A 17,255-nucleotide genomic window follows, 5' to 3' on the forward strand; every position below is an offset into this window, starting at 1 on the left:
TTGCGCTCAGGTGCACTCTCCCCGGCCTCAGGAATCATGCGCGTTCTCCGTTCCACGTTCCTGCCCATCCAGCTCGTGCTGCTCTGCTGGTGGGCCGCTTTCTACCCCGGCCTGTTCAGCCGTGACTCGGTCCTCTACCTGAGCCACACCCTGGCCGGACCGTGGATCAGCGACCACTCGGTCCTCTACGACTCCGTGCTGTGGCTCAGCATGTGGCTCACCGGCGATCTCGGCGCGGTGACGCTGCTGCAGACGACCGCGACGGCCCTGACGCTCACGTTCTTCGCGCGGGCGCTGATCGCGCTCGGCGCGCCGCCGCGCTGGACCAACGCCATGGCGATCGTGCTGGCGTTCCTGCCGCCGCTCGGCGCGTTCTCGGTCGCGCTGTGGAAGGACGTGCCGTTCACGATCTGCGCGGTCGCGATCGCCGGCGTCTGCGCGCGGGTGGCCGCCGACCGCGACCTCACCAACAGCCGCCTGGCCGCGCTGGCCGCCCTGTTCACGCTGCTGGGCCTCTTCCGCGCCAACGGCTTCCTGGTCGTCGCGATCGCCGTGGCCGCACTCCTGCTCGTCGTGCCCCTTCTGCGGGTACGGCTGGCGCTGCTCGGCACCGCGGCCGCCGCCATCCCCCTGCTGCTCAGCAACCTGATCTTCCCGCTGGTCGGGATCTCGGCGCCGAGCAAGACGTACGTCTACCACACCGCCTTCGGCGACATCGCGGTCGCCTTCCACGAGCGGCCCGACCTGTTCGACAACAGCGACCGGGCCATGCTCGCCACCATCGCGCCGCTCAGACGCTGGGACAGGGGCGGCACCTGCCACACGATCAACCCGCTGATCTGGCGCGGTGACTTCAGCTGGCCGCAGGCCGACGCCCACGCCACCGAGCTGCTCGACCTGTGGAAGCGGCTGCTGGTCAAGGAGCCCGGCCTGGTCGTGGACACCCGGCTGTGCAGAGGCGCGATCGCCTGGCAGCTCTGGGCCGACGACGAGGACACCGGCGGCGACACCTACCGCTTCTCCCGCCGCCCGAACGCCGACTCCTACATCGGCGAGGACCAGGTGCCCGACTACCGGGGCCGCGAGATCTTCACCCTGCGCCCGCTCAACCAGGGCCTGAACTCGCTGGCCGGCACCTGGCTGGACGTTACGCTCAACAAGGCCGTCGACTGGATGTTGTGGCGGGGCGCGCTCTGGGCGTACCTGTCCTACCTCGCGGTCGCGCTGGCCGCCTGGTCGCTGCGCAACCGGTACGTGCTCGGCGTCGCCGCCATCGTCCTGGGCCAGCAACTGGCGATCCTGGCCAACATCTCCGCCCAGGACTTCCGCTACATGGCCACGCCGATCTTCGTCGGCGTCATGCTGCTGCCGCTGCTGGCCTCTTCGTTCAAGCGCCGGTCGTAGTTCTCGCGCGCCAGCGCGACGCAGGCGCTGTGCTTGCGCGACCAGTTGGTCACCATCAGCAGCGCCTCATACAGCTCCAGCGCCATCGGCGTGGTCTGATACTCCACCTTCGGCGGCACCGTCGGATACACCGTGCGCTCCAGCATGCCGTCGCGCTCCAGGTTGCGCAGGGTCAGCGTCAGCATGCGCCGGCTGACGCCCTCGACCGTGCGCTCCAGCTCCGTGAACCGGACCGGTCCCCGGGACGCGACCACGATGATCTGGATCGCCCACTTGCCGGCGATCCGGTCAAGGATCTCGCGCGGCGGGATCGGGCACTGGCCCGACTCGATGAGCGCCTGGGCGTCCGCCAGCGTCTTGAGCTGGCCTGGTACATCGGTGTTCCCCTGGGACATGAAAGTGCCTTCTTCCGTAGGACCTTGATGGTCACACACGATGTCCACTGTTACAAGTCGTTCCCTAAGGAAGCATCGTGAAGAACAAGTGGACAGCCCTCGCCCTCCTCACCACCACCCAGTTCGTCCTCATCCTTGACTCCACCATCGTCGGCATCGCACTGCCGCTCCTCGGCCAGGACCTGCGCATGGACCAGGAACAGCTGTCGTGGGTGCACACCGCCTACTCGCTCGTGTTCGGCGGCCTGCTGCTGCTCGGCGGGCGTCTTTCCGACTTCTTCGGCCGGCGGCGGGTGTTCGTCGCCGGGATGTTGTTGTTCGCGCTCGCCTCGTTGCTCGGCGGGCTCGCCTCCGGCGGGGTGCTGGTCGTGGCGATGCGGGCCGTACAGGGGGTGGCCGCGGCGCTCGTCGCGCCCGCCGCGCTGTCGCTGGTGATGACCATCTTCAACGGTGACCCCGACCGCGACCGGGCCATGGGCCTGTGGGGCGCGGTCGGCGGCGTGGGCGCCTCGACCGGCGTCGTGCTCGGCGGCGTGCTGACCGACTGGCTCGGCTGGCGCTCCGTCTTCTACGTCAACGTCCCGGTCGGCGTCGTCGTCGCCGTCCTCGCCCTGAGCCTGCTCCCCCACGTCCCGCCCTCCGGCGCCCGCGGCTTCGACGTCCTGGGCGCGGTCACCTCGACCGCGGGCCTCGGCCTGCTCATGTACGCCGTGGTGGAGTCCTCCCTGCCGCTGGGCGGCCTGGCCCTGGCTGTCCTGGCATTGTTCCTGGTCGTCGAGTCTCGCTCCAAGAACCCGCTGATGCCGCTCTCGATCTTCCGCAAGCCGTTGCTGCGCGCGGGCAACACGATCATGTTCCTGGTCGCCGCCGCCGCCCAGCCGCTGTTCGTCATCCTCACCCTCTACACGCAGTACGTCCTCGGCTACTCCGCCACCGAAGCCGGCCTGTCGGTCGTGGCCATCTCCATAGCGATCGCCCTGACCGCCTCCACACTCGGCGGCCGGTTCGTCAGCCGGTTCGGCCTGCGCGCCACCGCCGTCACCGGCATGACCCTGATCACCGCCGGAGCCGTCGCCTACCTCCGCATCACCCCCGCCAGCACCTTCCTCGGCACCCTCCTGGCCCCCGAACTCCTGACCGGCATCGGCTTCGGCCTCCTGGTGGTCGCCGTCACCATCGCCGCCACCGCCGAGGCGACACCGGAGGAGGCTGGGCTGGCGTCCGGCCTGTTCAACGTGACGCCGCAGGTGGGCATCTCCATCGGCGTCGCCGCCCTCGTCTCCCTGGCCACCACCGTCACCGGCCCTGCCTCTTCACCGGAGGCGCTGACGGCTGGATACCAGGCGGCGATCATGGCATCGGCGGGGATCGCAGTAGTGGGCCTGATCGCGGCGATCGTGATGCTGCCGCGCAAGCACGCTCCGAAGTCCTTGAAGGAAGAAGCCCACTCCGCCGTTTGAACGGCCTACTGCGGGAACACGAGCTTGACCAGTAGGTCGATCAGCTGCTCTCGTTCGGCCTCGGTCAGCGGGGCGAGGAGTTCCTCGTGCATGGCGACGAGCGCGGCCTCCAGCCGGACGAACTGCTCCCGCCCCGCCTCCGTCAGGGAGATGACGTTGCGGCGCCGGTCGTCCGGGTCCGGCGTACGCTCGACCAGCCCACGCTCGGCCAGCTCGTTGATGACGGCGACCAGATCGCTGCGGTAGATGCCGGTCCGGTCGCTCAGCTCGGCCTGGCTGGCAGGTCCGGAGTCGTGCAGGGCGACCAGGGCGCTGTAGTGCCACTTGCGCGCGTCCAGCTCGGCGAACCCGGAGTTCACCACCCGGTCGGCTTGGGCGGCGGCGAGGCCCAGCAGTCTGCTCGGCACCCTTCTGAGGCGGGCCGGGGTCTTCTCCATGAACCACAGGCTATTGCGTTAGTGGCACTAACGATGTAATTTCGTTCATGTCACTAACGTTTATCCGACTAACGGAGTACATGATGCCCGCCATCGAGGTTCTCGGCTCGACCATCCACTACGAAGACACCGGCTCCGGCACCCCGATCGTCTTCCTCCACGGCAACCCCGCCTCCTCCCACATGTGGCGCAAGGTGCTCCCGCTGGTCGGCGAGGGCCGGTTGCTGGCGCCCGACCTGATCGGCATGGGCCGCTCGGGCAAGCCCGACATCGACTACACCTTCGCCGACCACGCGCGCTACCTGGACGCCTGGTTCGACGCGCTCGGCCTGGAGGACGTGGTGCTCGTCGGCCACGACTGGGGCGGCGCACTCGCCTTGGACCGAGCCGCCCGCCACCCCGAGAACGTCCGCGGCGTGGCCGTCTTCGAAACCTTCCTGCGCCCCCTGTCCTGGGCCGAACTGGGCGACGGCCCACGCGCCCGCTCCGAAGCCATCCGCTCCCCCCAGGGCGAAGAACTCGTCCTCGGGAGCGACTACTTCATTCAGACCGCCTACACCGGCGGCGTCCTCACCCCCGTCAGCGAGGAGGAGAAGGCGGCCTACCTGGCGCCGTTCCCCACCCCCGAGAGCCGCCGCCCGATCCTGGCCTGGGCCCGGTCCATCCCGCTGGACGGCGATCCCGCGGACGTGGCCGACCGCGTCACCCACTACGGAAAGTGGCTCACGGCCAGCCACGACACGCCCAAGCTCCTGCTCACCTTCGACGGCTCGCTCGTCCTGCTCATCACCCCCGAGGTGGCCGAGTGGAGCAAGTCCTCGGTCGCGGCCCTGGAGATCGAATACGCCGGCGCCGCCGGCCACCACGCCACCGAAGACCAGCCGGAGAGGATCGCGGCAGCCATCGCCGCCTGGGCCGATCGCCACGACCTCCGCTAGAGCACCGGTGATCCCTTGCCCCCGCGAAGGGAAGGGATCACCGGAGTCCCCCCGCTGCGGACCCCGGGTCAGGGGGTCACGTCAGCGCAGGTCCGCAGGATCGACGGCGTACGCCACCGCGCGATACCCGGCATCGTTGAGGTGCAGGTGGTCACCGGAGTCATAGGCAGGATCAAGCTGGTCCCCGTCCGACGACGAGGCGAGGACCCGGTCGAGATCGACCACCGCGTCATACTCACCCGCCGTACGGATCCAGGCGTTCACCTCATCCCGCTTGGCCTCGCTGACCGCGTCGTAGTACTGCGAACCCTTCATCGGCGGCAGGGTCGCGCCGATGACCCGCACCCCCTTGGCCCGCGCCTGCCGGATCAGCTCACGGTGCCCGGCGATGAGCTGCCGCGCGGAGACATCGGTGGGCGGAGCGCCGCCAGGAGAGGGCGCCCGGCTCATCCCGATGTCGTTGATGCCCTCCAGGACGATGACCGTGCCCACGCCCGGCTGGCCCAGCACATCGCGCCCGAACCGCGAGGTGCCCTTGTCACCGAGCTGCATCGAGTCGACCGTCACCCGGTTCCCGCCGATCCCCTGATTGAGTACGGCACGCGGCCGACCGGCGGCGGCCAGTCGCTCTGCCAGTTCGTCGGGATAGCGGTTGTCGGCGCCCGGTCTGGACCCGTAGCCGTCGGTCAGCGAATCTCCGAAGGCGACCACGCCCCGGCGATGCGTACCACCGATGACGTCAACCCCGCTCAGGTAGTACCAGGACACCGTGGTCTCGGTGAACGCCGCGCCGCCCACGTCGGCCCGGTGGTCGCCGCTCGCGCGGTAGCTGGGCGCCATGGCCTGGGCGTGGTAGGTCGAAGGCCCGGTCGGCGCGGCGAAGTAGAGCGTGACCGTGACCGAGCTCAAGGCGTCCACCGGCAGCGGCACCAGATCACTCGCGAGCTCGGCCCCGGCCGGGACGGTGAAGGACCTCGCCCCCTTGACGGTGAGATGCCGGACCGACCCCCGCCGGACGGCTGCGCCGTCCCCGGCACGCGCGACCGTGGCCCCCGCGACCTTCAGCGGGGTGGTGCCGTAGACGTTGGACAGCCGCACCCGAGCCGCCACACCGCCCACGCTGACCCGGACCACCTGGCGAACCGTCTGCTGGGCGAAACCCTCCTTTGACCAGTTCGGCGTGTAGTTGACGCCCGGCCGCTGCGGCGAGGCGGTCCAGGTGGCGTCCCAGCCACCGGTGCCGCTCTCAGCGGAGGCGATCCCTGATCCCGCGGTCGCGGCGGCGAGGACGAGGGCGAAGGTGATGGCGAGTCGTCGGGGTGGGACAGGCAACGGATGTCTCCTCACGAAAGCCGCACCTGGGGGCACGGGCGCTTCACATGGGGAAATCATCGCCGCGGAGCCACAGGCGATCATCGCCCTCCGGTCGCTCGTCCGGCTACCACGTCCAGGGCAGATCCGGGCCTGGCACTACGACGGGAGGAGCAGGCTCGATTGACTTCTTAGGGCTTCTATGTTTACTTAATGACTCTAAAGAACTTAGAGCCTCTAAGGGGACGTGCGCATGAAAGTGATCATTGTGGGTGGGGGCATCGGCGGGCTCGCCACGGCCGTCGCCCTGCACCAGCGCGGAATACAGGTGGAAGTCCTCGAACGCGCCGCCGAGTTCACCGAGGTGGGCGCCGGACTCAGCATCCAGCCCAACGGCCTGCGCGCCCTGGACGCCCTCGGGCTGGGCGAGCATCTGCGCGCCGGTGTGCTGGCCGGTCCGCCCGCGGGCATCCGCAACAGCCGGGGAGACTGGCTGATCCGCAACGACGTCGACGACCTCAAGCGCCGCTTCGGCCCGTGGGTGACCGTCCACCGGGCCGCCCTGATCGGCCTGCTGAGAGCGGCCGTGCCGGCGGAGGCTCTGCGGCCCGGCACCGCCGTACAGGAGGTGCGACCCGACGGCACGGTCCGCCACAGCGGCGGCGTCTCCACCGCGGACGTCGTGGTCGGCGCCGACGGCGTGCACAGCGTGACCCGCGGCTCCCTCTGGCCCAGCCTGTCCAGTCCCCGCTACGTCGGCTACACCACCTGGCGCTTCATCGCCCCACCCCAGCCCGTCGAGGAGAGCGTGGAGACATGGGGCAGAGGCGAACGCTTCGGCTACCTGCCGATGCCCGACGGCCGCATCTACTGCTACGTGATGGCCAACGCCCCCGCCGGCTCCGACATCGGCCTGAACGAACTCCGCGAACGCTTCGCCCGCTGGCACCGGCCCATCCCCGCACTCCTCGAGTCCGTGGCCGAGGAGGCAGTGCTCCAACGCGACACCCACGAACTGCCGAAGCTCCCCACATACGTCTCAGGAAACGTCGCCCTACTCGGCGACGCGGCCCACGCCATGACCCCCAACCTGGGCCAGGGCGCCTGCCAGGCGCTCGAAGACGCCGTCACGCTCGCCCACACCCTCGACACCCTCGGCCCGCGCGCGGGCCTGGCCGCCTACGACCGCGCCCGCCGGCCCCGCACCCAGATGATCGTCCGCCGCTCCCGCCAGGTCGGCGCCCCCGCACACTGGACGTCCACCCCCATGACCACTCTGCGGGACGCGGCCCTGCCCCTTCTGCCCAAGATGTTCTTCAACCGCTCACTCACCCCCACCTACACCTGGACGATCTGATGTCTCTCCTCCCCCGCATCCTGATCGTCACCGTCGCGGCGATCACGACCGCCGGAGCCGTACTCGCCGACCTGGTCATCCCTGAGCTCGCGGCACAACACGCGTTCAACCCGGCCTGGCCACCCCACGCCAAGTTCCACGATGCCCAGTACATGGTGATGACCGTCCTCCTCGGCCTGACCGGCCTGATCCTGGCGCTCCGGCGAGCCCGCAACACCCTGCTCCCCGCCGCCGCCGTCCTGTCTGTTCCATGGCTCGGCATGATCGGAGCACTCCTGTTCCCCGGCACCGCCACCTACGACCCCGAGTTCGCCGACCACACCGTCTTCGTGCTCGGCCTGCACGGACAGGTCTTCATGGCAATCGTCCTGCTCACAGCCCTACTCATCGCAACAGCAGCAACCCTCCGCACCCCCCGGACCACCACCACCCGCTGATGAGCGCCACCACTCGGATGTGAGCACCGCCACCCAGCCATGAGCGCCGCCATCCGGTTGTATGGCATCGCCACCGCCCGACCCTGGGCACCACCACAGCATTGCCCGAGCGCGGCGAGCGCCTCCTGGCCGGGGCAGCACGGGCGCTTCGCTGGGGGAGATGCACCTCTGGCCAACACCGTCGCGACTGACCTGCAGTCCACAGAGCGCTCGACGGCCCAGGCGGCATCCAAGCGATTTTGAGGGACGAGTCGTCTTCCTGCCAGCCGTCATCGCGCCATGTCCCCGTACCGTCAGGGGTGACCCCATGGGCGAACTCGAGGAAATCTGCGTGCTGCCCGGCTGACCGGGGCCAGGGGCCCACTGGCACCCCGGGCCGCTCTGAACACATGGATCGGCCCGGAAGGGCCGGGACACCAGGTGGCTGCGGCCTCGGGTCATGAGGTGAAGCTCCCGCCCCCGGTGCCGTGATCGATCACCCAGATCTCGGCGGCCAGGGCGTCGGCCTCCTCCAGGTGCTGGATGGTGAGCACCTCGACGGAGACAGCACAGTCCAGCCCAAGACAGGCGCCGTGGGCTGGACTGGTGAAATGTCAGGCGTCGTCGCCGCAATCAGGCGGACGCAGGAACGTGGTGATGGCCGAGGCCGAGGTGTTGCCCGAGCTGTCCACAGCCCGGACCGCGATCGTGTTGTTCCCCACAGGCACGATGCCGATGAGGTGTGTCCCGACACCGCGCACCCACCCCTCGTGCGTGCCATTGACCAGAATCTCGTAGTCGACAGCCGACTGAGGATCGGCGTTGTCACTCGACTGAGTCCAGGTAAGCACGACAGAGAAGCACGCGTACCTGTCCACCTTCGCCACCAGCCCGGTAGGAGCCGACGGCGCGGCCAGGTCCGTTCGCGGAAGCGTGCTGAGCGTCAAGGTGTTGGACGAAGGCGAAACCCCTATGGCCCCACGAACGGCCCGCGCCACATAGGAATGAGAAGACTGCGGAGCAAGACCCCGCAAGGCCAGATTTATCGTCGGAATCCCGCTGAAGGCTCCGGCTCCGATAGTGGCGACGACCGTCGCCCCATCGAGGATCTCGTAGTGCCCGATGTCCCAGCTGTCGTCAGGCTGCTCGAAAGCGAGCCCGACCCGGGCAGCCGCCACCTCGGTGGCACGCAGGTTCGCCGGTCCGGGCGGAACCACTCCCGGTCCGCGCGTGGTGATCGTGATGGTACGGCTCGGCGGCGAGGTGTTCCCACCGTCATCGGCAGCGATGACATGGAAGGAGTAGGTCGCCCCCGGAACAAGCCCGGAAGCGGTGTAGCGCTGCAACCGCGTGGTCGTGACCAGAGCCCCGTTCTGGTAAACCCGGGCACGAAGGATACCCACGCTGCCCGAGGTGTTCTGGGACCAGTGGAAGGCGATCTGCGTCGCGGTGACACTGTCGACACGCAACGGCTCCGGCGCGGACAGTGCGACGGCCGCCGCGCCCGGCGGGGACAACATCACCGCGCTAACTGCCACCACAGCGAGGATTGCGGCGATCCTGTGGAGGAACTTGGTCATCTCCGGTTCCCTTCATGGGCGGCACCTGCCCGTAATACGTCCGCGCTAGGGGTCATGGATTCACCGTCGCCGGGCGGGAAACACGGCACCTTTGGCGACCTGCGCCCGTTCCTTCGCACGGGCGCAGGGACTCCAACTGCCTAACCCCATAGCCGGGTAGGCCCGGGAAGACGCGCGAGCGCGGCGAGCACCTTGCCGGGCACGGCCTCATGGTGCTGAGGGCCTCGTAGAGGAGACCGCGACACTTGCCTTCCAACCTGACGCAGGCGGCCGCAGCCATGGTCACGATGCTGGCTTGGCCGTGCTGACGGCGGCGGGCTTTCCCGTCGGCACGTCGACCAAGAAGTCCTTCAGGAACTACGTGAGCAACCGGTCGGCTCAGGCCTTCGCACCCTCACGAGCGATGAAGGTCTCCGCGGCGATGTCCGGCCTACTGGTCAACACGTCCGGAATAGTGGCCCCGATGGGACGCTGCTAGCTAGGGCTGCGGAAAGTGAGTACGCGCCCTGTCCGACCGATTCTCCGACAGGGCTGCCACGACCTCTTGGGCCAAAGGCATGGCGGACGCGGCCACGAACTTGTACCTGTCGTCCATGGCCTTCACGATCTCGGCCACGGTCGCGAACCCATAGTCCAGCGGAATCGCACGTCCGCGAAGATCCACCACAACCCCGCCCGCGGCACTGAGAATGTAGTGGCCCGGCGCAAGATCCCATACGGCGAAGCCCTTGTGGAACTCGATCACCGAGTCGGTGAAACCCGCGGCCACATGACACAGGCTGATCGAACCGAAATCAACTCCGATACGGCCACGGCCTGAACTCCCAAGCTCCTCGAACAGTCGGCCCTGCTCGGCGAGCGCGCCGAAGCGGTCGGGCTTCATGAGGAAGTTGGTCACCAGCGCCTCCCGCAGGGGCACGGAACGGCTCAGACGAAGGGGATGGCTTGTGCCATCACGCTCGATCAACCACGCATGATCCACCCCGGACTCATCTCGCGCCGCGATGTACACCTGAAGCTCATGGAAGATGTCACCCACCGCAGCGGCGATGGGCCGGCGCAGGCTGCGTGAGTAGACCATGACGTGTGTGTAGCCATAGAGCGACCGGACCGCCATCTCGCTCGTGTCCAGCGGGTCGACCAGGACACACAGGTCAGGGTCCGCATGCGGGCCGATCACCTGCGGGTCGGCCTCCTCCGAGGCGTAGACGAAGGATGGCAGCGCGTCCGACAGGAGTTCTCGGTAGCGGTCGTGAAGTCGCAGGTCGAACTCGGACAGGAAGTTGTCCTTATGCCTGGAGTTGGTTCGGTCCGCATGCTCTCCAGACAGCGCTGCCTTGATCAGCCCAGGCCGCACCTCATCGATCACACCGGTGACGATTCGCTTGAGCGTCTCGATGAGAACGGGCACAGATTCCATCATGGCCCTGTGAGTCCTTCCATCAACGGAGTTCTGGATCGCGGTGTTGAGGGCGAGAACGCGTTGGTGCTTCGACGTCCAGATGATCGCTACGACGCGCCGCTGTAGACATCCGGGGAACGGCAGGTGCGTGCGGGTTCGCGGGCCCGCCGGATCAGGCCGTGACCCGATCTAGGTCAGCCGCACCTCCTGCCCGGACGGGGTGACGAGCATCCGGTACGCGGACCTGTCTGGCCGTCCTGCGCACAGCCATTCCATGAACGCCGTCTCCAACTGCGTCCACAACTGGCGGGCGCAGGTCTGCACCACGTCTGTGTCCTCACCAGGGCGGGCCGATGCGACGGCCCAGCCATCGCCGCGTAGATCCCGCAGACGCATGACCCAGCCTGACCAGTCGTCGGACTGTTCCCATCCGCTGCCGGTGATGATGATGTGTGGTGCGGCGGACGCCAGGGAGAGTCCGAATCCGGCGTCGAGGGCCGACCAGATCTCGCGCGGATCGACCTGGGTTGTGCTCTCGAAGCTGTCTCCGGAGTACGCCGGCCATCTGCCAGGGCGCTGGGAACGCATCATCATGTAGCCGCCGGAGTCCCGGAATGTGCCGATCGCTGACCCGTCGTCACGGACCCGTAGCTGTAGCAGGGCGCCCCACGCGTGCGGATGCGGCATGTACGGCAGCACGATCACGCCGCCGGGCCGGGTTTGCTCGATCCACGGGTAGGGGATGTCGCTGACCCCACACGCGACGTGGACTCGGTCGTACGGTGCGCCGACCGCGTGCCCTGCTGCGCCATCTCCTGTGATGATCGTGGGAGAGAGTCCGGTGAGGGCAAGATTCTTCTCGGCCTGCTGCGTGATGGCCGGATCGATGTCGATGCTGACCACATTGTCGTCTGTGAGGTGGGCGAGCACGGCGGCGGTCCAGCCGGTGCCGGTGCCAATGTCGAGGACGCAGTGGCGGCGGTCCACCTCAAGCTCCCGCAGCCACGTCATGGCGATGTACGGGCATGACAGCGAGCTCGTGGGCAGGCGCTCGTTGTCGGTGGGTTCGGCAGCGCCGTCGTCTCGCTGGGTGACGATGGCCGTGTTGGTGTAGGCGGCATCCCACCAGTCGCCGTAGTCGGCGGTCGCGTCGATGACGCGTTCCTCACCACGCCAGCCCTGCGGCGAGGCCCATGCGCGCGGCGGCACGAAGAGGTGACGGGGAACGGCCCGTAGCGCCTGGATGAGGCGCTCGACGCCGGATGCGCCAGGGGTGAGGACGTGCTCGCTCACGAGGTAGGCGATCAACTCCTCGACGCTCTCCGCGTAGCGCGAAGCATCTACCATGATCACTTCTTTGGTGGTGTGACGTCGGGCTTGCACGGGTTCTTCGGCTTGCACGGCTCGGATGGGTTGCACCTCGACTGAGGGACGCATCCGTCCTTGTCCGGTGCGCATTGGTTTTGGCCTGGATGGCATTGGGGTTCGCATGGTGGCCGGCAGGCATCCGGGCGGCCAGGGCTGATCGCCTGCCGGGCGAGCTGCTGGACCTGTCCCGCAAGGGACGCTAGCGAGTCGGTGCGGATGTCGCCAGCGGAAAGCCAACGTCCGAGAGGGCAGGGTGCCACGGTGCCGTTGGACAGGATGGCCACTTTCCTGTCACCGCAACGGCCGCACAGCTCCGAGGCGTCGCAGGCGCCGCGCGCGGGCCGGCCGAGGAGTCGCATCCGGTCGACGCCAACGTCGGTCACGCCGAGCTGCGCGAGCTGGGCGCGGGCCGCGTCAACGTCCTGGCCGTCTTGGACGTCGATGACGCCGGCGCGGAGCGGGATGCCCAGGGCGATGGCCTGGGCGATGTTGGTGCGGGTGCGGTGCAGGGTCTTTCGGCCGGTGATCTGCTGGTGCTGGTCGGCGTCGCCGGTGTAGTAGCTGGTGGCGAGCCGTACCCCGGACTGCGCGAACATGTCCCACATCGAGGGCGTGACGTGCACGAGGTTGGTGTACACCTCAACCTCCAGCCCTTGACCGAGTGCGTGGCCGACCAGTTCGGGCAGGCCGGGGTGCAGGGTGGGTTCGCCGCCGATGAGCTGAATCATGCGCGCGCCGAGCCGTACGACCTGGTTGATCGCGGTGAGCCAGTCGTGGATGGTCATGACGCCGTGAGTGCCGGTTGGACCAGAGTCGGCGTAGCAGTGGGTGCAGGCCAGCTGGCATTTGCCGGTGATCTCTGCCCAGACGAAGTCCAATGCGGGTGGTGCCGCGCTCATGGGTCCTCCAGATGAGACGGAACGGCCTCGCCCGGGTCAGTCTCGACACTGCGGGCCGGACGGGGCCAACGTCAGCCGGGAACCATGGGAGTAGATCCCGGGCGGGTGAGGGCCTGCGGGCTGGTGGTCCCGCGGGGCCGGTCCTGCGATGGCAGTAGCCGGACGCTTGTGTGGGTGGTGGTCCTGCCTCGTCACCCCTCTAGAGCGGGACAGTTCCACCACCCGCCCGGCTATGACAGCTTTTGGGGGTCCGCTACGGCCGGGCGATCATCGGGGTCCGCCTGGCGAATGGCCTGGAACCGCATCACCTCATGCCCCAGGCGGGCTACAAGCTCGGCGGCGGACGGAGCGGTCATCGTCGCGCTGATCCCGGCCCGTGCGAGGTCCGGGGTAAGGAGCCTGCGCAGTCGGGCAGTCCCCTGGCGTGGTCGACCGTGAATTTCCCAGTCCTGCCGCAGGAGTCCAGCTGCCGCTCGGGTGAGGACGGCGAGCCAGCGGCGGACATCTGGAAGGGCAGTTCGCCGCGCTGGGTCATCGGACGCTCCCTGACGGCTGGCCGTCGAGGTCCAGTTCCCCTCGCAGCGTGTCCTGTCGCCGGACTACAAGACGCAGTTCGAGGGGGGGAGCCGGCCCCCACAGTCCGCTCCAGGCCAGGGCGGCCGCCGGTCGCCTCGACAGGCACGTCGTTGGTGCGAGTGGCGTACCAGGTCGTGGGGGCCTGGTGTTCGTCCATTCCGCGCCAGAACCGCCAGGCGGGGAACTCCCTGCGGAGCCGGTCGAGTTCGTCCCCGTCCGGCCATCCGGGCAGTTCGTTCGTGTCCCGATATCCCATGAGCAGCACGTTAGGCCCGGCATGACGCAGGTCACAGTGACAGGCTGTCGGATTCGGGTCTGACGGATACGTCAACCCGGACAGGGCGTACGGGTTCGTTCAGGCGGGGTCCTCGAATGCGGTCACCAAGTCGCGGAGTGGCCGGCTGAGGCGCGTTTTCCGCTCAACGAGGTCGAACGTGAGCGTCTTGGCGAAGCTCTGATGCCGGAACCATTCCGTCGACAGGCCCTGCGCGCGGGACGCGACCTCCTCTGCCTCGTCGCTGCGGTTCCGGTCCAGGAGCGCGCGGGAGACGTTGAGCAGATGCCTGCCGTACTGGACCTTGAACAGGCCCGTGCGATCGACCTGACGGGCCGCGCGCAGGGCGATTTCGGGTCGCTGGAGCGCGGTCATGATGTGGGTGCGCTGAATCGCGACGTGCGTGGGCCCGAACGACGTCCAGTAGTCGCGACGGTCGGTGCCGATGCGCGAGGCACCCGCACCGGCGATCCGGAGGTACTCGTCAGCGTCCTCGGCGTCACCGCGGGTGCCTGCGGCGACCGCGGCGTGCAGCATGAGGCCGCCCCAGGCGGCGGCCTGCTCGCCTGATGCGCGACTCATGGATGGTTCGATGTCGGCGGCGGCCGAGACGGCGAGTCGTTCGGACTCGTCCAGTCGGCCCTGGTGGAGCATCACCCAGCAGTACATGCCGTAGTGGGTGGCGAGCCGCCACGGGTCGTCGCCGTCCTTGGCGGCACCCACGGCACGCTCTGCCGCGATGGCCGCGGCGTCGTCTCGGCCGGTGTGCACGAGCACCGACGCGGCGAGCTGCCAGGCGTGGGACAGGGGGCCCGCAGCTGCGGCTGGGTCGGCCGATTGGAGGAGTCGGCTCTCGGCGATGAGCTGGGGGATGCCGGCGGCCAGGACACCGAACTCTCCCGCGAAGTAGGCTCCGTATCCTCGCTCGATGAGCTGCCAGAGGTCGTCGAGGGTTGGGGGTTCGCCGTCGTGGTCCGGGTGAAGGCCGGGGAGCAGGCCAGGGCTGATGACCGAGTCGCGGACGGTGAGGACGGCGGCTCCGGGGACGGGTTCGAGATGACCGCCTTTGCCGGCGATGTAGCCCGGGTCGACGTCAAGCGCACGCGCAAGCTTGATCATGGAGGTCCAGGACATGGACTCGCGGACATCGCGTTCGAGCTTGGAGACGAGGTCCAGGCTGACGCCGGCCTTGCGTGCCAGCTCCGGCTGAGTCAGTCCGCGCTTCTTGCGTAGGCGGCGTAGCCGCTGCCCGATGGTCTGTGGGTGGTGGCGCTTCTGAGGGCCGCTGCCGTCGTCGATCAAGGCTTGCACCTTTCTGACGTGCCTGGCGTCTCAGGCTACGGCGCAGGGCCGATCTATGGGATGGGGTCGGGTAACCCGGGTGTACCGCTCCCTTGATGTGTCCAGCATCGCCGGGTGAGGGGCAGTTTCAGGTGTCCCCGCTGATGTCCTGACAACCCCGGACAGCCAGGAGGAGGGGCTCGAAATCCCCTCGACGGGCTGACGAGCGGCAATCCACCGAGGGACGAGGGACCTTAGCCGGGCCACTGGCATCCACTGCTCCTGGGCAGGATTGCACCACCCATCCGTGCATTGAGCGAGGCTGAACGCGCGAGCGCCACTTGTCGGGTGGGATCCAACTGCCCGACCACTTGGCTGGGCAACGGGTGGGCCCTAGAAAGACGCGCGAGCGCAGCGAGCACCTTTGAGCCGGGGCGGGATCCAACCGGCCAACCACTTAGCTGGGCAACGGGTGGGCCCTAGAAAGACGCGCGAGCGCAGCGAGCACCTTGCCCTTAGGCCAGACGCGCGAGCAACGCGAGCACCTAGCCTTTACTCCCACTCAATGGTGCCCGGAGGCTTGCTGGTCACGTCGACCACCACCCGGTTGACCTCTCGCACCTCGTTGGTGATCCGGGTCGAAATGCGCGACAGCACGTCATAAGGCACCTTGGCCCAGTCTGCCGTCATCGCGTCCTCAGAGGTGACCGGCCGCAGCACCACCGGGTGGCCGTAGGTGCGCCCGTCCCCCTGCACCCCCACCGACCGTACGTCGGCGAGCAGCACCACCGGGCACTGCCAGATCTCCCGGTCCAGCCCGGCCCGAGACAGTTCCTCCCGGGCGATCGCGTCAGCCTCGCGCAGGAGATCCAGCCGCTCCTTGGTCACCGCCCCGATGATCCGGATCCCCAACCCAGGCCCCGGGAACGGCTGCCGCCACACCATCGCCGACGGCAGTCCGAGCTCTTCGCCGGCCCGTCGTACCTCGTCCTTGAACAGGGTCCGCAGCGGCTCCACGAGCTGGAACTGCAGGTCGTCGGGGAGCCCGCCCACGTTGTGGTGGGACTTGATGTTGGCGGTGCCGGTGCCGCCGCCCGACTCCACCACATCGGGGTACAACGTCCCCTGCACCAGAAAATCAACCGGACCGTCGGCCATGATGGCCCGCTGCTCGTCCTCGAAAACGCGGATGAACTCGCGGCCGATGATCTTGCGCTTCTCCTCCGGGTCGGTCACGCCGTCCAGGGCCTTCAGGAAGCGGTCCGCGGCGTCCACCACGCGTAGCTTCACCCCGGTGACGGCGACGAAGTCGCGCTCCACCTGCTCGGCCTCGCCCTTGCGCAGCAGGCCGTGGTCAACGAATACGCAGGTCAGCCGGTCGCCGATGGCCCGCTGGACGATGGCGGCGGCCACGGCTGAGTCGACGCCGCCGGACAGCGCGCAGATGGCGCGGCCCTCGCCGACCTGCTGGCGCACCGCCTCGACGGCGTCTTCGACGATGTTGAGCATGGTCCAGCTCGGACGGCATCCGGCCGCGTCGAGGAAGTGCTTGAGCACCGCCTGCCCGTGCTCGGAGTGGAGGACCTCGGGGTGGAACTGCACGCCGTACAGGCCGCGGAGGGTGTCCTCGAACGCGGCGACGGGGGTTTCGGACGTCGAGGCGGTCACCACGAAGCCGGCGGGCGCGGCGGCCACGCTGTCGCCGTGGGACATCCACACCTTCTGCTTGTCGGGCAGGCCCGCGAAGAGCACGCCCTCGCTGAGCACGTCGAGCGCGGTGCCGCCGTATTCGGCCACGCCGGTGCGGGCGACCTCGCCGCCTAGGGAACGTGCCATCGCCTGGAAGCCGTAGCAAATGCCAAACGTCGGCACACCCGTCTCAAACAGCCCATCCGGTACGGCCGGCGCCCCGTCGGCGTAAACCGACGAAGGTCCACCCGACAGGATGATCGCCTTGGGCTTCTTGGCCAGCATCTCCTCGACCGGCATCGACGAGGGGACGATTTCCGAGTAGACGTGGCATTCGCGCACGCGGCGGGCGATGAGCTGCGCATACTGCGCACCGAAGTCGACCACGAGCACAGTGTCGAACTCAGACACGAGACAGACCCTCCAACAGCGAATGCGGTGCACCCAGTGTATCGGCCCCCGCGCCTC

Annotated in this window: 15 protein-coding genes; 6 read left to right on the forward strand and 9 right to left on the reverse strand. The window is 68.5% G+C overall.

The annotated features are described in order from the left end of the window. Positions 1–36 precede the first annotated feature (36 nt). Complete coding sequence (locus HNR40_RS02250; protein ID WP_184957973.1) at positions 37–1,404, forward strand: hypothetical protein; 1,368 nt, start codon at positions 37–39, stop codon at positions 1,402–1,404. On the opposite strand, the gene HNR40_RS02255 is transcribed toward HNR40_RS02250, so the two are convergent. Next, positions 1,329–1,799: a winged helix-turn-helix transcriptional regulator gene (locus HNR40_RS02255; protein WP_184957974.1), complete on the reverse strand. Its 471-nt coding sequence runs from the start codon at positions 1,797–1,799 to the stop codon at positions 1,329–1,331. The genes HNR40_RS02250 and HNR40_RS02255 overlap by 76 nt on opposite strands. Positions 1,800–1,876: 77 nt before the next feature. Here HNR40_RS02255 and HNR40_RS02260 point away from each other — a divergent pair, with 77 nt between their 5' ends. Continuing rightward, positions 1,877–3,259, forward strand: coding sequence for an MFS transporter (locus HNR40_RS02260; protein ID WP_184957975.1), 1,383 nt, complete (start codon positions 1,877–1,879; stop codon positions 3,257–3,259). A 5-nt stretch (positions 3,260–3,264) separates the two neighbouring features. Here the strand turns inward: HNR40_RS02260 and HNR40_RS02265 are convergent, their stop codons facing one another. Further along, entirely contained in the window at positions 3,265–3,696 is a 432-nt protein-coding gene (locus HNR40_RS02265) for a MarR family winged helix-turn-helix transcriptional regulator (RefSeq protein WP_184957976.1), read from the reverse strand. Between the two features lie 47 nt (positions 3,697–3,743). Between HNR40_RS02265 and HNR40_RS02270 the strand changes: the two genes are divergently transcribed. Further along, complete coding sequence (locus HNR40_RS02270; RefSeq protein ID WP_246508304.1) at positions 3,744–4,634, forward strand: haloalkane dehalogenase; 891 nt, start codon at positions 3,744–3,746, stop codon at positions 4,632–4,634. Positions 4,635–4,715: 81 nt separating this feature from the next. Here HNR40_RS02270 and HNR40_RS02275 read toward each other — a convergent pair whose 3' ends face one another. Then, a complete protein-coding gene (locus HNR40_RS02275) occupies positions 4,716–5,966 on the reverse strand; it encodes an SGNH/GDSL hydrolase family protein (RefSeq protein WP_246508306.1) in 1,251 nt (416 codons plus the stop codon). Between the two features lie 232 nt (positions 5,967–6,198). Between HNR40_RS02275 and HNR40_RS02280 the strand changes: the two genes are divergently transcribed. Together HNR40_RS02280 and HNR40_RS02285 are read left to right on the forward strand one after the other, a co-directional pair. Further along, entirely contained in the window at positions 6,199–7,302 is a 1,104-nt protein-coding gene (locus HNR40_RS02280) for an FAD-dependent monooxygenase (protein ID WP_184957978.1), read from the forward strand. Beyond that, positions 7,302–7,739 (forward strand): DUF6640 family protein, encoded by a 438-nt coding sequence (locus HNR40_RS02285; RefSeq protein ID WP_184957979.1) that lies wholly within the window; start codon positions 7,302–7,304, stop codon positions 7,737–7,739. The genes HNR40_RS02280 and HNR40_RS02285 overlap by 1 nt, the downstream gene beginning before the upstream one ends. Positions 7,740–8,332: 593 nt before the next feature. Here HNR40_RS02285 and HNR40_RS02290 read toward each other — a convergent pair. Beyond that, complete coding sequence (locus tag HNR40_RS02290) at positions 8,333–9,298, reverse strand: fibronectin type III domain-containing protein (RefSeq protein WP_184957980.1); 966 nt, start codon at positions 9,296–9,298, stop codon at positions 8,333–8,335. 295 nt (positions 9,299–9,593) lie between these two features. Here HNR40_RS02290 and HNR40_RS02295 point away from each other — a divergent pair, with 295 nt between their 5' ends. Next, positions 9,594–9,776, forward strand: coding sequence for a hypothetical protein (locus HNR40_RS02295; RefSeq protein ID WP_184957981.1), 183 nt, complete (start codon positions 9,594–9,596; stop codon positions 9,774–9,776). Here HNR40_RS02295 and HNR40_RS02300 read toward each other — a convergent pair whose 3' ends face one another. The 5 genes from HNR40_RS02300 to guaA all read right to left on the reverse strand — a co-directional run bounded on the left by HNR40_RS02300 (position 9,777) and on the right by guaA (position 17,198). After that, positions 9,777–10,718 (reverse strand): inositol monophosphatase family protein, encoded by a 942-nt coding sequence (locus tag HNR40_RS02300; RefSeq protein ID WP_246508503.1) that lies wholly within the window; start codon positions 10,716–10,718, stop codon positions 9,777–9,779. It abuts the gene before it with no gap. A 171-nt stretch (positions 10,719–10,889) separates the two neighbouring features. After that, on the reverse strand, positions 10,890–12,101 hold the full coding sequence (locus HNR40_RS02305; RefSeq protein WP_184957983.1) for a methyltransferase domain-containing protein: 1,212 nt from the start codon (positions 12,099–12,101) through the stop codon (positions 10,890–10,892). Next, positions 12,050–12,967: a radical SAM/SPASM domain-containing protein gene (locus HNR40_RS02310; protein ID WP_184957984.1), complete on the reverse strand. Its 918-nt coding sequence runs from the start codon at positions 12,965–12,967 to the stop codon at positions 12,050–12,052. The genes HNR40_RS02305 and HNR40_RS02310 overlap by 52 nt, the downstream gene beginning before the upstream one ends. 931 nt (positions 12,968–13,898) lie before the next feature. Further along, positions 13,899–15,119, reverse strand: a complete 1,221-nt coding sequence (locus tag HNR40_RS02315; protein ID WP_184957985.1) for a helix-turn-helix domain-containing protein — start codon at positions 15,117–15,119, stop codon at positions 13,899–13,901. Positions 15,120–15,650: 531 nt separating this feature from the next. Beyond that, positions 15,651–17,198, reverse strand: a complete 1,548-nt coding sequence (gene guaA, locus HNR40_RS02320) for a glutamine-hydrolyzing GMP synthase (RefSeq protein ID WP_184957986.1) — start codon at positions 17,196–17,198, stop codon at positions 15,651–15,653. Positions 17,199–17,255: the final 57 nt, after the last annotated feature.

Origin of the sequence: Nonomuraea endophytica (assembly GCF_014203235.1) — a bacterium.
Taxonomy (GTDB): Bacteria; Actinomycetota; Actinomycetes; order Streptosporangiales; family Streptosporangiaceae; genus Nonomuraea; species Nonomuraea endophytica.

What these genes read in the sequence shown, in the direction of transcription:
- HNR40_RS02250 (WP_184957973.1), top strand. Translation starts at nt 37, where the DNA reads ATGCGCGTTCTCCGTTCCACGTTCCTGCCCATCCAGCTCGTGCTGCTC.
- HNR40_RS02255 (WP_184957974.1), bottom strand. Translation starts at nt 1,799, where the DNA reads ATGTCCCAGGGGAACACCGATGTACCAGGCCAGCTCAAGACGCTGGCG.
- HNR40_RS02265 (WP_184957976.1), bottom strand. Translation starts at nt 3,696, where the DNA reads ATGGAGAAGACCCCGGCCCGCCTCAGAAGGGTGCCGAGCAGACTGCTG.
- HNR40_RS02270 (WP_246508304.1), top strand. Translation starts at nt 3,744, where the DNA reads ATGTCACTAACGTTTATCCGACTAACGGAGTACATGATGCCCGCCATC.
- HNR40_RS02280 (WP_184957978.1), top strand. Translation starts at nt 6,199, where the DNA reads ATGAAAGTGATCATTGTGGGTGGGGGCATCGGCGGGCTCGCCACGGCC.
- HNR40_RS02285 (WP_184957979.1), top strand. Translation starts at nt 7,302, where the DNA reads ATGTCTCTCCTCCCCCGCATCCTGATCGTCACCGTCGCGGCGATCACG.
- HNR40_RS02290 (WP_184957980.1), bottom strand. Translation starts at nt 9,298, where the DNA reads ATGACCAAGTTCCTCCACAGGATCGCCGCAATCCTCGCTGTGGTGGCA.
- HNR40_RS02300 (WP_246508503.1), bottom strand. Translation starts at nt 10,718, where the DNA reads ATGGAATCTGTGCCCGTTCTCATCGAGACGCTCAAGCGAATCGTCACC.
- HNR40_RS02310 (WP_184957984.1), bottom strand. Translation starts at nt 12,967, where the DNA reads ATGAGCGCGGCACCACCCGCATTGGACTTCGTCTGGGCAGAGATCACC.